Annotated in this window: 18 protein-coding genes and 1 pseudogene; 2 read left to right on the forward strand and 17 right to left on the reverse strand. The window is 29.0% G+C overall.

Annotation, left to right across the window (positions count from 1 at the left end):
• Positions 1-307: 307 nt before the first annotated feature.
• Complete coding sequence (locus tag C7958_RS00560; protein ID WP_243834267.1) at positions 308-1,264, forward strand: RNA-guided endonuclease InsQ/TnpB family protein; 957 nt, start codon at positions 308-310, stop codon at positions 1,262-1,264.
• Positions 1,265-1,582: 318 nt separating this feature from the next.
• On the opposite strand, the gene C7958_RS00565 is transcribed toward C7958_RS00560, so the two are convergent.
• The 7 genes and pseudogenes from C7958_RS00565 to C7958_RS15995 form a co-directional block, all read right to left on the reverse strand.
• The gene (locus C7958_RS00565) at positions 1,583-2,371 is read right to left on the reverse strand and encodes an ImmA/IrrE family metallo-endopeptidase (protein WP_111570716.1); all 789 of its coding nucleotides are present in this window, start codon (positions 2,369-2,371) and stop codon (positions 1,583-1,585) included.
• A 1-nt stretch (position 2,372) separates the two neighbouring features.
• Complete coding sequence (locus C7958_RS00570) at positions 2,373-2,711, reverse strand: helix-turn-helix domain-containing protein (RefSeq protein WP_111570717.1); 339 nt, start codon at positions 2,709-2,711, stop codon at positions 2,373-2,375.
• A 254-nt stretch (positions 2,712-2,965) separates the two neighbouring features.
• Positions 2,966-3,112, reverse strand: coding sequence for a hypothetical protein (locus tag C7958_RS15550; RefSeq protein ID WP_166668468.1), 147 nt, complete (start codon positions 3,110-3,112; stop codon positions 2,966-2,968).
• Complete coding sequence (locus C7958_RS15815) at positions 3,084-3,212, reverse strand: hypothetical protein (protein WP_258394124.1); 129 nt, start codon at positions 3,210-3,212, stop codon at positions 3,084-3,086. The genes C7958_RS15550 and C7958_RS15815 overlap by 29 nt, the downstream gene beginning before the upstream one ends.
• Before the next feature lie 4 nt (positions 3,213-3,216).
• Entirely contained in the window at positions 3,217-3,723 is a 507-nt protein-coding gene (locus C7958_RS00575) for a hypothetical protein (RefSeq protein ID WP_111570718.1), read from the reverse strand.
• A 14-nt stretch (positions 3,724-3,737) separates the two neighbouring features.
• Positions 3,738-4,763 (reverse strand): macro domain-containing protein, encoded by a 1,026-nt coding sequence (locus C7958_RS00580; protein ID WP_243834268.1) that lies wholly within the window; start codon positions 4,761-4,763, stop codon positions 3,738-3,740.
• Between the two features lie 44 nt (positions 4,764-4,807).
• Positions 4,808-5,965, reverse strand: a pseudogene (locus C7958_RS15995) (DUF6765 family protein).
• A gap of 264 nt (positions 5,966-6,229) precedes the next feature.
• Here C7958_RS15995 and C7958_RS00595 point away from each other — a divergent pair.
• A complete protein-coding gene (locus C7958_RS00595) occupies positions 6,230-6,556 on the forward strand; it encodes a hypothetical protein (RefSeq protein WP_111570721.1) in 327 nt (108 codons plus the stop codon).
• Here C7958_RS00595 and C7958_RS00600 read toward each other — a convergent pair.
• The 10 genes from C7958_RS00600 to C7958_RS00645 all read right to left on the reverse strand — a co-directional run bounded on the left by C7958_RS00600 (position 6,551) and on the right by C7958_RS00645 (position 12,846).
• Complete coding sequence (locus C7958_RS00600; protein ID WP_111570722.1) at positions 6,551-7,129, reverse strand: nucleotidyl transferase AbiEii/AbiGii toxin family protein; 579 nt, start codon at positions 7,127-7,129, stop codon at positions 6,551-6,553. The two genes, C7958_RS00595 and C7958_RS00600, sit on opposite strands and share 6 nt — an antisense overlap.
• Positions 7,126-7,719: a type IV toxin-antitoxin system AbiEi family antitoxin domain-containing protein gene (locus C7958_RS00605; RefSeq protein ID WP_111570723.1), complete on the reverse strand. Its 594-nt coding sequence runs from the start codon at positions 7,717-7,719 to the stop codon at positions 7,126-7,128. The genes C7958_RS00600 and C7958_RS00605 overlap by 4 nt, the downstream gene beginning before the upstream one ends.
• Before the next feature lie 92 nt (positions 7,720-7,811).
• Positions 7,812-8,108, reverse strand: a complete 297-nt coding sequence (locus C7958_RS00610; RefSeq protein WP_111570724.1) for a hypothetical protein — start codon at positions 8,106-8,108, stop codon at positions 7,812-7,814.
• A gap of 88 nt (positions 8,109-8,196) precedes the next feature.
• Positions 8,197-8,370 carry a hypothetical protein gene (locus tag C7958_RS15555; protein WP_166668470.1) on the reverse strand — a complete coding sequence of 58 codons (174 nt, stop codon included), beginning with the start codon at positions 8,368-8,370 and terminating at the stop codon, positions 8,197-8,199.
• Positions 8,371-8,525: 155 nt separating this feature from the next.
• Positions 8,526-9,365, reverse strand: a complete 840-nt coding sequence (locus C7958_RS00615) for a hypothetical protein (RefSeq protein ID WP_111570725.1) — start codon at positions 9,363-9,365, stop codon at positions 8,526-8,528.
• Entirely contained in the window at positions 9,362-9,610 is a 249-nt protein-coding gene (locus tag C7958_RS00620; RefSeq protein WP_111570726.1) for a hypothetical protein, read from the reverse strand. Before C7958_RS00620 ends, C7958_RS00615 begins: the two co-directional genes overlap by 4 nt.
• Positions 9,610-9,750: a hypothetical protein gene (locus C7958_RS15560; RefSeq protein WP_166668471.1), complete on the reverse strand. Its 141-nt coding sequence runs from the start codon at positions 9,748-9,750 to the stop codon at positions 9,610-9,612. Before C7958_RS15560 ends, C7958_RS00620 begins: the two co-directional genes overlap by 1 nt.
• A 23-nt stretch (positions 9,751-9,773) precedes the next feature.
• Positions 9,774-10,475 (reverse strand): hypothetical protein, encoded by a 702-nt coding sequence (locus tag C7958_RS00630; RefSeq protein ID WP_111570728.1) that lies wholly within the window; start codon positions 10,473-10,475, stop codon positions 9,774-9,776.
• Between the two features lie 234 nt (positions 10,476-10,709).
• Positions 10,710-11,660: a bacteriophage abortive infection AbiH family protein gene (locus C7958_RS00635; protein ID WP_111570729.1), complete on the reverse strand. Its 951-nt coding sequence runs from the start codon at positions 11,658-11,660 to the stop codon at positions 10,710-10,712.
• A 619-nt stretch (positions 11,661-12,279) separates the two neighbouring features.
• Complete coding sequence (locus C7958_RS00645) at positions 12,280-12,846, reverse strand: hypothetical protein (protein ID WP_111570731.1); 567 nt, start codon at positions 12,844-12,846, stop codon at positions 12,280-12,282.
• Positions 12,847-12,968 lie beyond the last annotated feature (122 nt).

Here is a 12,968-nt window from a genome sequence, read left to right on the forward strand (position 1 = left end):
TTAGCCGAGAAAGCCTCGCTTATGTCAATGGGCGGGGATGAATCGGCTAATTTATAGTTGAAAAAGCTTTATATTTGTTGAACGTTTGTTCTTTTAATGGTATAATATACTTAGTAATAAAGTTTTTGCATTGGATTAAAATATCATTGATATTAATAATTAATGAAAAAGGTGTTTGATATGCAATTAACATATGTGCTGGAGTTATTAAAACCAACTAAAAGAAAATATATTCTTAAATAACATTGCTGAAGTAGTTAAGAATCGTCAGGCTATTGCTGCCAAACTTAAAACAGGAGAAACTAAATTGAGTTCTGCTGACTTTAGGAATATAAAACTACCTTCTGCTGTTAAAAATCAGAATATTAGGGAAGTTAAAGCTCTCTACAAACTATTCTTGAAATCTGGTTCTAATAAAGATAATATCGAATTCAAAGCTAACCAGCCTATTTGCTATAATAATCAAAATTATAAGATTGATCACCATATAATCTCAATTCCTCTTTATACTACTAAATGTCAGAGATTTGCCTTTCCTGTTAAGCAGACTGAAAGGTTTGAAGAGCTGCAGCAGTATATCGATAGTGGCTGTAAATTAGGTAAAGCCAGTCTCTTCTACAAGAGAGGTAAATGGTACTTTGCTGTAACAATTAAAATTGCTGTTAAAAAAACCAATAATTCTAATTTAATGGGAATTGACATAGGGCTTCGACAATTAGCAGTTGCCAGTGTTAAAAACTCTCAAGGTAAAGAGATTAGTCGTCAATTCCACAATGGTAAACAGGCAGGTTTTATCCGCAAAAAGTATCGTATGTTAAGAAGAAAACTGGGTCAATCTAAAAAAGTTAAAGCTATTAAAAATATTTATGACAAAGAGCAGAGATGGATGACTGATTTAAACCATAAAATTAGTCACCAACTTATTAATTTTGCTGTGCAAAAGAAAGTTGGGACTATAATTATGGAGAATCTAGAGAATATCCGAAATACTGCTAAGAGTCTTAATAGAGCAGATAGAAACATCCACAGCTGGACTTTTTATCAACTTCAACAATTTGTTGAATATAAAGCTGAATTAGCTGGGATTAAGGTAGAATATATAAACCCTAAATATACCTCCCAGAGTTGTTCTATATGCAATAAAATTAAGAAGTCTAATAGAAGAGCTAATTTATATTCTTGCGAGTGTGGTAATCATATCCACGCTGATTTAAATGCAAGTAGAAATATTGCTAATAAATATTTAGAACAACAATCTGCTTAGATGGTAATAGTCTAAGTGCCTGAGTGCCTAAATTAGTAAGAATAATACTAGGATTATACTATTGAAATGTATAGTCGGCTATCTCAGGAGGGCTGATGGCACAGCCTGAAATCTGCGTCGCACTTGCCTACCAGAAATGGACTGGCATTTAATCAGTAGACAACCTCGTGACGGCCTCGATAGCCTAATATCGAAACTATCATTTCGTAATACAAAAGAGAGTTTCGGTGAAAGTTCCTTTTAGGAATCCTCGTTTGTGAGTTTACGAACGGGCGGGGAGGATGTCAATTTTCTATTCAATGCTTTTGCAATTTTTCTTTAAGCAAGCTCATCTAAAATATCTTTATGCTCATTATAAACGTCATCAAAAATTATATTATGAAAATCATCTTCATCTCCAAACACCAGGTAGCCATACCCACCTTCAATTAGATACTCATTATATCTACTCTCTGAAATTTTATTTTTTTCAAGAGCTTCTTCAGCTAATTCTGCATAATCAGATTCTACGATTATATCTGCATCATTTTTTACTTTAGAGTATAATTCTGTTGAATATCCGTATCTTTTAGCCGCTTTAGTTATATTAATATCTTTTAAATTTTGATATTCTTTATTTTTTATATGATTATCCAGTTTCAGCCTCAAGATAAGAGCCTGGTGGCTAATTTTAAAATAATTTTCGAGATAAAGACAATCTGATACATCAATTTTATTTTTATTTTTTTTAGTAAGCCTTTTTTTGAGATGATAATTTAGAGCTTCCAGGGGCATTAATAAATAAGAGGCAAAAGTATCAGCTTCTTTTTCCAGATGTTTTTGTTTTCCATTTAAATTAATATTATATTTTAAATGATAATATTCATGAGCTGCAGTAAAATATTGGCGGCCTGCCGAAGTATTAATATTAATTAAAATTGCCTGCACCTCACCTTTTTTGATAAAAAGTCCATATAATCCACTCTCAATTGACATTTTTATAATACTTACATTAGCATTATATTTTAAGACTTCAAAAATATTAATTGCTTCTGTATTACTCAAGCCAAATTCATTTCTGGTTTCTATAGCTCTAGTTTCAGCAAGAGGATTATTAGCTTTACTCATTTTATTTTACCTCCTGCATATTTTTTAACTCATATAAGTTATTAACGAAATTTTTTGCCCATTCAATTTTCTCAAGATCATCCTGTTTAATATCAGTTGAGCGGTGAGCTATCTCTAATTGTTCTTCTTCTGTGCTTTCTCCAATGAAGTATTCAATACTTTTACCATATAGGTTAGAGAATTTGTTTAACAAAGATAAATTGATTTTTCTGGCACCTGTTTCATAGTAGGAGATTTGACTTCTTTTTTTACCAATTAAATCAGCTACTTCCTGCTGTGAATAATTCATATCCAGCCGAGCTTCTTTTAACCTTTGTGCAATCTTTTCATAGTTTAACATTATGCTCACCCTTTCATTTAAGTTCTTATATATTCATTGTAACATAATTGTTACAATGAAACAATATGAAATTACGAAAGTAACATAATTCAATTTGTTGTAGACGAAAATTACCGAAAGTTGCAAAGTAGTATTCTTGAAAGTTGCAAACTAAAATTCCCTATTATTGCATTTTAACAAATCTCCACTGCAACACAAGGACACTGTTGCAATAAAAAAAACTCCCATCAGAAACTTTAAGTTCTAATGAGAGTTCAATTTAAAATATCAGATATCTCAAATTCATCTTGAGAGTCATTATAATTGAAATAAGATATTATATTAACTAGATAATCACTTACTGCCCGCTCAGCATCTGAATTATTAAAATAATTATAAGCTGCAATTGCTCCATTGTTCATTAAATACCGGGCCTGCATTGACATGGTATATATCAGATAATTCTTTACTTAAAATTGTATTATGCCAGGCCTGTTTAAGATGTTCCTTTTCAACTGCCATCCAATCACCCTTTAAAAATTATATAATATTTTTCAGATAAAACATCTTTGGGGCTAAGATATTTTGCAGGTAAATATTCAAAGTTAAAATTTTCAGTTCCCATTACTTCAAAAATAGTATCTTCAATATTGAATAAGCGTTCCATAAGTTCAGCATCATATTTATCATTCGTAGTAAATATTTTAATGTCATAATAGCCATTATCATATTTAGCATAAATAGATTCCACTTTATCTATTTTCGAAAACAAACTAACTACAATGCTTATTTCTTTCTCTTCTTCAGCTACGGTAGTCTGCACCTTATAAATATTAGATAAATTTTTTAATAAATTTGAAGTAGAAAAATTAAATTGATCAGTAATTTTTAAGCCTTCTGTAATACGCTGAAAAGAATTTATATTATCTCTTATCTGAGCAGTTAAATTGCTGTAATCAAAGAACTCACTTACATAAGAAACACTATTATTAATTGAATAATTTTCAGGTGATTTGGAAGTTGTTCTTTCCATTATATTCTACCTCCTTACTGATCCGGTAAATTACTAATTATTTCTTTAATTTTTTCACTGGAGATTTCTAAGTATTGAAAGATATCACTTTTACTTAAATCTCTATCATCATCTGGAACTAGATTTCTATCTACAATAATATTCAAATAATTAGCATCAGCTTTTAAACGCAGCCACTGATTAACTTTTTCATCTTCCCAGATATCTTCAATCAATGAATGAATTTCTTTCTGTTTTTCCTGGCTCTGCAACCTATTGCTGAAGTAATGCTTATCTAAAAATTTCAAAGCGTTATTATTAAATTCTTTTTTAGCATTAATGACTAAACCAATTCTATTAATCGACCAGTTATAATCATTAAGCGAAACATCTGTAATTTTTTTGCCTTTAGCTAATTGATAATAGTATCTAAATAACTTTTCGTAAGATTTTTTTCCTATCCCATTAAAATTATTTATCTGCCAAAACCTCTGAACAGGTTGCTTATTCACTATTATTTTAGCCTGTTTTGCATTAATTCCAACCTCTTTAATTAAATGTTCACGGTCAGCTTTATTAACAAGATCAAGCATTTTCTTTTCTATACCCTCAGCTTCATTTTTCTCATTTAAACATATATAAATATCAAGATCTAGATTAGATAAATATTTTTCCATTAGATCCTTAACTAATTCCCAGTCTAAGCCGCCATTATTTGTACCCAATTTTGGAAAAGCAACTGATTTCATTTCTACTTTAGAATGATTTTTACTAAAATATTTAAGGCCGGCTTCAATCCATTCTATTTCTGACTTATTTCTCCAGTGTTTCTTTGTTGGAAAATTTAGTATCCACAAATCATCACTATGACTGTAAATATAGGGTCTGCCTATTCGAACTAAATTCTTATTGCATTTATCTTTATAGTCTTTATACATTTCAGGAAATCTAAGTTTAAATTCCAGGGCTATACCTGCACCCATTACTCCAACACAATTTACTGTATTAACTATAGTTTTAGCAGGAGTATTAAACACTGTTCCTTCATAGTAATTTATCATAATCTCACCATCTTAAATAGTCTCTCCTACCAATAAAAATAGTTCTACTTCTCTTCTCTAATAATCTCAGTAATATCAACATAATCATTAGGAATAACAAGATCATTATCTAAAACCGATTCAAAAAACAGCTTTTTATACCATTGAGTTCCCTGGTAATATTTATACCAGTTGGAATCCAAAAAATCTTCTTCTAAATAAATTTCTTTTACAATCCTGTCATCAAAATCTTCTGGGATAAAATACTGAAAAGCTTCCTCAAGCCAGCGATGCTCATCATAATCTAAAAACTCATCATTTTCTTCAAAAAGTTCTTCATTTATCATAAACTTTTTCCAGTTTTGAATACGGTCATCTGTTTTTTCTTTTAATACTAAGTTACTAAAAAATTTATTTTCATTTACTTCAGCAACAGTATCATCTTTATATTCTGGATTTTTCTCTAAAAAAGTCTTTAAATGTTTTTTTATCTCTTTAAACGCCTCAGTAAATCTTTCTGTGTTGCTGATTCTCGTTGTTTTATATTCTTCAGAAAAATCGTTGGAACTATCAAAACAATATTTCCAGTTTAAATATGGCATATCCGGATAACTAAATACCTGACCGTGACCATAAGCGGGCAAATATACATCTTTAGTTTCATATTTAACCTGATCAAATAATTTATTTGCAAATCCCCAGAGATCAACATCTTATTCAATTTTATTCGAAGTAGCAAGTTCTTCAACATCATTTACCTTACTTAAAATACCTGAGAAACCCTGATGAGAAAAAGTATCTGCATAAGCATGAAGTGTAATTCCTAATTTTATGGGATCACCTTCTTTTAAAGCTTGTTTAAGTATATCCATAATAATTGGTGATTCTTTTTTGCAGCGCATCTTCTTCACAAAACTTTCTCCGTCACAACCGGGAACAAAGTGAAAAGCTGTGGTATTATTAATCATGGCCCCATAATTGAAAGTATTAATTATAAAATAATCATGACAGGTTGCCGCATTAATAATCTTTTCAGAATCGCCAAAATCCTTTTTAAGCCCTGAAAGTATTGTGCCATTGTTATCATCAGCAATGGTTATTTTATTTATTTTAGCGTCATCAACAAACTGGGAAGCATAAGCTATTTTGTGAGCAGTTTCCTTTTCTATTCCAACAGAATGGGCCATGGCCAGCAGAGCATAGAAGTGAGCATCTTTTTTCATTTCAAATCACCCTAATTATTTATTTGATAGATTTTCTATTGGAATAACTAGAATATTTGACTGAATATAAAAAGAGTTAAATTAGATTATTAGTTGTTGTGTTAATCTATCTATTTAAATTATAATACATCTGTTCGTTTAATTCAAGAAAATCATTATAATTAATTTTTTATATACTAAAACACCAAACAATTTCTCCGACTCCTTGCAAATTAATTTACCCTCTATTATAATAGAATTACAGTAAGTGAAAGAGGTGGTTCTATGGATATAAATCTAGAAGATGTTTTTGAAATTGTCGAAGAACCAGAACACTCAAAAAATTTTTTGTTAAATTTTCAGGAGAAATATAATATTGATTCAGAAGACCTCTATCTGTTCTATCAACAGGACGGAATTAATTATGAAGAATTACCGATTACAGAAGAAAATTTTAAATCATTGCTTCACCATTTTATTATCTTTAAAGAAAATGGTGGCGATCCCTGGGAATTAAAAGAATCGGATAACTGGAAAGAAAATATTGCCTATCAGAACAAGGAGGAAAACTACTCTTCTTGTTCTTTTTTATTTTCTTATGTTATTTTATGAATAATTCATTCTGGTATTTGTCTTTGATCTGCTAACTATAGTTTCTAATTTTTCTGCCAGTAGAGTTTCTAAATTATAAGATAAAATTTCAATTTTTTCATCTTCAAATAATAACTGATATCTGTAATTGATTTCAGATGGAGTGAGTTTATCTCCTGTTGTTAAATCTATTTTTAATGGTATTCTAGCTTTGCCCATTAATGCTAATATAGATAGTCTAATTCCTTTATATTCAGCCTCTTCTCTTATTTTATCTACTTGTCTTAGTTCAAATTCAATCTCATCTTCAGTTTTTGCTAAAAATATTTCTGCAAAAACTTTTGTAATATTTTCTTTGGTTAGGCTAAAAGATTTTATAGTAAGATCCATATCTACTGTACTTCTTGATTCAATTCCCACTAAGTCAGCAACTAACATACCACCTTTTAGGATAAAATTATTCTTATAATTTGAATTTGCAATTTTTAATAATAATCGCTGCATCATGTAATTTCTTAAAAGCACCTGACTATTAATATTTTTTTCTTTGGCCAAATTCTTAATTAAATCTTTTAATTGCATTAGGTTTTTCATACAAACATCTCCAAATATTTTCTTAGAACACTGCTGATTTTTAATTTATCTCCATAATCTAAAAGTAAATGTAATTTTTTATCTTTCCCTGTTAAATATTTTCTAATAGCTTCATTTACCGTTGAAATATCCATGTTATTACGATCTTTTAAAATATCACAGATTGTTCTCTCTTTATTATATACTTTAATTTTCCTGCCGTAGATAGTCTCTTTTTCTGAAACTCCTAATAAATGAAGTTCTTTTTTTACTGTATGAACTTTGATGTTTTCATCCTTCAAATAAGGATTATGATAGCCATAAGGAACAGTTACTGTATATTCTAAGGGATCTCTATCACTTAGATCATGTAGGTAAAGGGCTGTTTCATGCGAATAAATTAATCTAGAATTTTTTTGCTGAATGATATACATCTCATCATTAAAAGTAGCAGGAGTTGTATATACCCCTCTTTTGATCCTCTCCAACTTATCTTCTTCTAAAAAAATAGATAAATATTCTCGAGGAATATTTTCTTCTTTCAGTTCTTTAGTTAAAACAAGGCCATCATTTTTTTCGATTAAATTATTTAATTTTTGACGATAATTCATAGCACCACCTCTTTTACTTTTATACTAATATTATATCTTATTTTAGTTTAAAAGTAAAAAAATATTCGTTATGTATTTGTTGTATACTAAAATTACCGGGAATTGCAAAGCTGGATTTTCTCTACTTTTTCAATTACAAAATCAATATTAACAAAAAATTGTATATCATCCAATAAATCTTTAGAAAATGGTCCATAATCATAAGCAAAAAAATCAGGAAGAGTAGATTCGTCAAGATGATCAAATTTATTTTTGAGTTCCTTATTAAAAATATAGATCATCTTAGTTAATCTAGTTCTACCAATTATCGGTTCATTTTTCTTATCTGTTTTACCAGGTAAATATAGCAAAAGGAGCAAAATATCTTTACCAGTTAATTTTTTAGCCATTTTTTGTTTCCTCCTTTTGGAAAAAATCTTTTATGCCCTTATAGTTAAACTTTAAATTATTTTTATTAAAAAAAGAACTGCAGCAATATTACATTTCCTCTAATATCTTTTCACCCCTGGCCATTTCTTTTTCCACATCAATTTCAGGGACATTATATTTTTCGTTTTCATTGACTGGTTTTAATAGAATTTCTAATTTTTCATCTGAATCAATAACAAATTTATCAAAAATAGAAGAAATAGCCATATATATCATCTCCATAATTTTTCTCCATATAATAAAATTTTTATCAAGTGTTCACGGTCAGCTTCATTTTTCTCATTTAAACATATATAAATATCAAGATCTAGAAATAACTGTAAATATATTCTCCTCTACAGTTAATATAACACTTATATAATATTAGCGAAAATGCTCTACAAATTATATTTATTTAAAAAATCCTCAAAAACCTTCCGCCACACACGGACATGTCTACTTTCGTCACTTAAGGGGTCATCTTCAAATCTTTCCGAAAAATAGGTTCTTTTCATATCTGCTGATAATAACCATTCTTTAATAAAATCAACTTTACTCTTTGAATCATTTCTATCATTTATTTTTTCCACAGCTTTATTGATTCGTTTCATTCTATTATTTTCTGCAGTAGTTGTATGATTCTGTGTCTCTCTCCATTCAAGTACATTAGCAGCAGATTGATTTTGTTTAAGTGCTGCAAATAGTCCCTCGCTTAAAGCTGTTTTGTCATCTTCGATCATTTGAATTAAATAATTATCCCTAATTTTATTTAAATCAGTCTCTGATAAAAAATCGCCAATTAAATTATGAGAATAAAATTTTGGAAAAGATCTACCGAATGAACTTTTAAAATTAGAAAAACTCATTTTTCTTTTGCTGGTAGAATATCCTGTAGCAAATCCATCTGCACCAACACCCATACATACAAGTCCATAAACATCTTCAAAATTTATAATTACCTGCTTTTTAGCTCTAATACCAATTAAATATGAGATTTCTAATAAACTTGAAGCTATTCTGGGACTAATTTGATAAAGTGTATCATATTTATTTCTTAAAATAACTAAATAAATTCCATCTAAAGATCTAAGTGTTGAAATATTATCTAATATAGTTTGTAAAACAATATTATCATCAAAATCACTCTGAAGTAATATACTATCATCAATTGTTAAAGAAGCTAAAAAATCTCCATTATATTCTGATTTAAGTTCCAGAGCATTTTTAATCCATTTCAACTGTTCTGTAAACCCATCTTCTGCGTTTTTAATAATTGGAACTGGTAATATATATTTACTGACTCTTCTTCCTCAATTAGTTCTGTTAAATATAACTGAGGATCAAATAGAATTGCTCTATCACCATATTTATTATCATTAATTCTGCTCTTTAAATATTCTATATTTATACCACTTGGCAGTAACATAACTCCTGAAATATCATCAATACAACTTGTTCTGTAACCCAAATTCTTATACAGCACTATAAAAGTTCTTCCTCTTCTCTTTTTACTTTAAACACGAATCCCTGAGCTCCTGGTTCAAGACTGTCAACTACTGAATAATCTTCAAATAAATCATCAACTTCGTCCAATGTTAAATACAAAGTTGCATCTTCACTCATCAAACACCAGTCCTCTCTTATATTTAATTTAATACCTTCCATTTTTTATTGGTATTAAAATCCTGCAGGGCTTTTAATTGTTGTAGTCTGGATTCTGTTTTGTTTTTTGAATTTACTTTTTTTGTATTTACAGCTGCAGAGAGACTACCATCTTCATCTACTAAAATTAGACCTATATTTTTTTCAGTAAAATGGGATATTATTGCATTTTTCTTTTCATTCGCAAATTCTGCATCCATTGCTACATAAGAATAATCTGCAAATCTCTTTGTATCTTCAGCCTGAGCGATGGCTTCTTTCCACCTAGATAACTTGGCTTCTACTGCATATAATTCTCCAATTGAATTAATTAATGGTTCAATAACCTTAAATCTATAACGAGATAACTGTTCAATAAGATTCAATTTCAAAAAAAGTTCAATATAATCATTTTTGATATTATAATAGTCAGAAAAAGTATCAGAAGCAATTTTCTGAATAGAAAAATCCCCATACTCACTCATAAGAGATAAAATATATTGTTCAGAACTATTTAGTCTTTTTAACTTATTAATAATCTCTTCGTCTAATAAATCTTCATTTTCAATTGTTAAAAATACTAAATCAATAATCCTACTGCTAACTGTTAATTCCTCTGCAATAGCTATTTTTTTATTTATACTAAAAACATTTTTGAGTCCTTCAATAATGTGAGGAACCATTTTTCTTTCTTTTTCGTAAAACATAACCTTCACCTCTTATAGAATTATCGAATTTTATAACTTATATCAATATTATACTGTAAAAAAATGTAAATATCAAGTTTATTTAGATTATTTTTTACTTCTAATTCCTGTATACTAAAATTACCGGGAATTGCAAAATAAAATATGACCTGCTACACAGAAGGCATTTAATTGAAGTGAAATAAAAAAACCCCAATAAAAATAACTTCTTTTGCAGTTATCATTTAAAGATACTTATGTCCTAAAAATCTTTACCTTAGAATTTGAAATATTCATCCCTGACACAAATTGCTTTATTCGTTTCAAGTCTCCAGAACTATACCAGCTGATATGCCAGTTCGTGTCTGCAGCATTCTGATTATGCTTAATTATTTCTTTAAAGTAGGAATAATCTACCTGTGAAAGAGAATGGCCTATAACAACTACATTTTCTATGTACCTGAAATTCTCAAATTTATCTTTATTGTCTTTAATCACATCATCTGATTTCTTGGTGGTAGCATCATAATATTCAATCAAACCATAACCTGCCGTTTCACGTAAATCATATTCTGTTTGATTTTTTATCTTTGAAGACTTTCTACCAAATTTCCCTGTATTATCTTTTCTTTGAAATTCAGATTCAGGTGCATGTCCTAGAACTAGTTTTTTGTTTTTATCTCTTCTATCTCCATGAATATACCAGATATTATTTTTGGATATTCCGTATATTGCCTCTAAAAATTCAGTGTAATTGAAATTTATAAATTTAGATTTATTGTTTAAAATATCTATAAGAGGTTTTGCAGAATTGGATATTTTTAAAGTAGATACCCATTCCTTAAATTGCCTCTGCAACTCCCTCATAATTGTTTGTGCAGGTTCAATAGCAGCCTCAGCCGCCGTGAAAAAATCTGCTGCAGAAAAATCATCATCAAATTGATCCTTCACATCAAAGATATCCATCATATCATTGGTTGTCCCTAGCATAGCAACATCATCTATATAAGCAAGACTTTCTTCAAAATCTGCCCACAAATCATCTCTTTTAATGTAATTCTCCAGGACATTTCTAAGCCTATTATTCCATCCCAGAAAATCTCTGAAATTATAATAACTTGATGGAACGTTATGCATCAAATCAAATCCATTACCTATAATAAAAAGTGAAGTATTAGGGTTTATCAATTGAATAAAATCCTTCATCTTCCACCTTCCTTTGATATATCTTTAAAATATCATCTGTTATTACTAATTCTATCTAGTTTTATTATAATACATTTGTTCGGAAGTTTCAATTTTAATTTTACTCCTGAAATTCTTTTTTAAATTTAGCCCTGTTGCGACCCAACCTGGATATCTTTTCAATCTAATCGACAAAATTAGCAAAAGCATTTCTGTAAATAATTCAAATCGCTTTTAGTTTAGATTTCTTCTTTTTGAAAAGTAAATAAAAATACTCCTGGCAGCTAATCAAAGAACACCAGGAGTAAAATTATACAAAACTGTTTTCTATTCAACTATTTTTAATGCTTTAATGCTTCTTCTAATTCTTTTAAATCTTTAATCTTCGAAATTCTTTCACTTAACTCTTCAATTTTACTGATTTCTGCCCGATCAATTAATTCCAGGATTTTATCATCGCAGCCTTCAAAATTACCTTTACCAATGTCTTAAATAATTTTCTTTCTCCCTTTTTCTCTCCCTGTTCCTCTGCATACTTAAATATTCTAACCATCTTGTAATCCCTCCATATTTCTGAAATTTCCTGATCACTTAAAAATTTATCACTCAATACAAAAGTCATTGCAACAAGATTATTTTTTTAATTACTTTCTACTTCCAGTTTTTTCTCCAGCTCAATAGTTTCTTTAACCCGTTCAACTATTTTTTGATCGCTATTCATTAAGGGAAGAAATATTAAATCAAGATAATTGATCTTTTCCTTATTTTCAATTTTTTCTTTTAATTCTTCCAGTTTCTTTTTGCCATCTTTTTTAGACATATCTACAACAGTTGATCTATAACCAAGACTGCCGCAGTTAAATCCTGCTGTTGAATCAGTATAGCCCTTAATGCATAAAATTATCGTCCGAACTCTATCTCTATACCTATTATACAACTTTAGGTCATAACTAGCAAAACGAATTAAGTCCGAAACAGAAATTTCTGCTTCTTCCTCTAAGTGAAGAATTGATCCATCTTCCAGCATAAAATTTAAATCAAGTAATGCTAAATTTGTTTCGATTTCAGCAAATTCAGTTTCCAGATAAGAGGCAATTCCAGGCAGCTCTACCTCTAAAAAATCAGAAATATCGTTCTTAAAAAGATTAAAAGAATCTTTAAAAACAAAGTCATAGTTATGAGCTGTAACATCAAACTTTTTCTGCATTAATTTCCCTCCATTTCTAATATTTATACTATATAAAGTATATCATAGAATTATTTGGAAATAAAGTAAAATAATTATTTTGATGATAAATAAAAAAGAATAGTCCTGGCGAAACCATAAGA

The organism is Halanaerobium saccharolyticum, from assembly GCF_003259895.1.
In the GTDB taxonomy this organism is placed as follows: Bacteria; Bacillota; Halanaerobiia; order Halanaerobiales; family Halanaerobiaceae; genus Halanaerobium; species Halanaerobium saccharolyticum_A.

What these genes read in the sequence shown, in the direction of transcription:
- C7958_RS00565 (WP_111570716.1), bottom strand. Translation starts at nt 2,371, where the DNA reads ATGAGTAAAGCTAATAATCCTCTTGCTGAAACTAGAGCTATAGAAACC.
- C7958_RS00570 (WP_111570717.1), bottom strand. Translation starts at nt 2,711, where the DNA reads ATGTTAAACTATGAAAAGATTGCACAAAGGTTAAAAGAAGCTCGGCTG.
- C7958_RS15550 (WP_166668468.1), bottom strand. Translation starts at nt 3,112, where the DNA reads ATGAACAATGGAGCAATTGCAGCTTATAATTATTTTAATAATTCAGAT.
- C7958_RS15815 (WP_258394124.1), bottom strand. Translation starts at nt 3,212, where the DNA reads ATGGCAGTTGAAAAGGAACATCTTAAACAGGCCTGGCATAATACAATT.
- C7958_RS00575 (WP_111570718.1), bottom strand. Translation starts at nt 3,723, where the DNA reads ATGGAAAGAACAACTTCCAAATCACCTGAAAATTATTCAATTAATAAT.
- C7958_RS00580 (WP_243834268.1), bottom strand. Translation starts at nt 4,763, where the DNA reads ATGATAAATTACTATGAAGGAACAGTGTTTAATACTCCTGCTAAAACT.
- C7958_RS00595 (WP_111570721.1), top strand. Translation starts at nt 6,230, where the DNA reads ATGGATATAAATCTAGAAGATGTTTTTGAAATTGTCGAAGAACCAGAA.
- C7958_RS00600 (WP_111570722.1), bottom strand. Translation starts at nt 7,129, where the DNA reads ATGAAAAACCTAATGCAATTAAAAGATTTAATTAAGAATTTGGCCAAA.
- C7958_RS00605 (WP_111570723.1), bottom strand. Translation starts at nt 7,719, where the DNA reads ATGAATTATCGTCAAAAATTAAATAATTTAATCGAAAAAAATGATGGC.
- C7958_RS00610 (WP_111570724.1), bottom strand. Translation starts at nt 8,108, where the DNA reads ATGGCTAAAAAATTAACTGGTAAAGATATTTTGCTCCTTTTGCTATAT.
- C7958_RS15555 (WP_166668470.1), bottom strand. Translation starts at nt 8,370, where the DNA reads ATGGAGATGATATATATGGCTATTTCTTCTATTTTTGATAAATTTGTT.
- C7958_RS15560 (WP_166668471.1), bottom strand. Translation starts at nt 9,750, where the DNA reads ATGAGTGAAGATGCAACTTTGTATTTAACATTGGACGAAGTTGATGAT.
- C7958_RS00630 (WP_111570728.1), bottom strand. Translation starts at nt 10,475, where the DNA reads ATGTTTTACGAAAAAGAAAGAAAAATGGTTCCTCACATTATTGAAGGA.
- C7958_RS00635 (WP_111570729.1), bottom strand. Translation starts at nt 11,660, where the DNA reads ATGAAGGATTTTATTCAATTGATAAACCCTAATACTTCACTTTTTATT.
- C7958_RS00645 (WP_111570731.1), bottom strand. Translation starts at nt 12,846, where the DNA reads ATGCAGAAAAAGTTTGATGTTACAGCTCATAACTATGACTTTGTTTTT.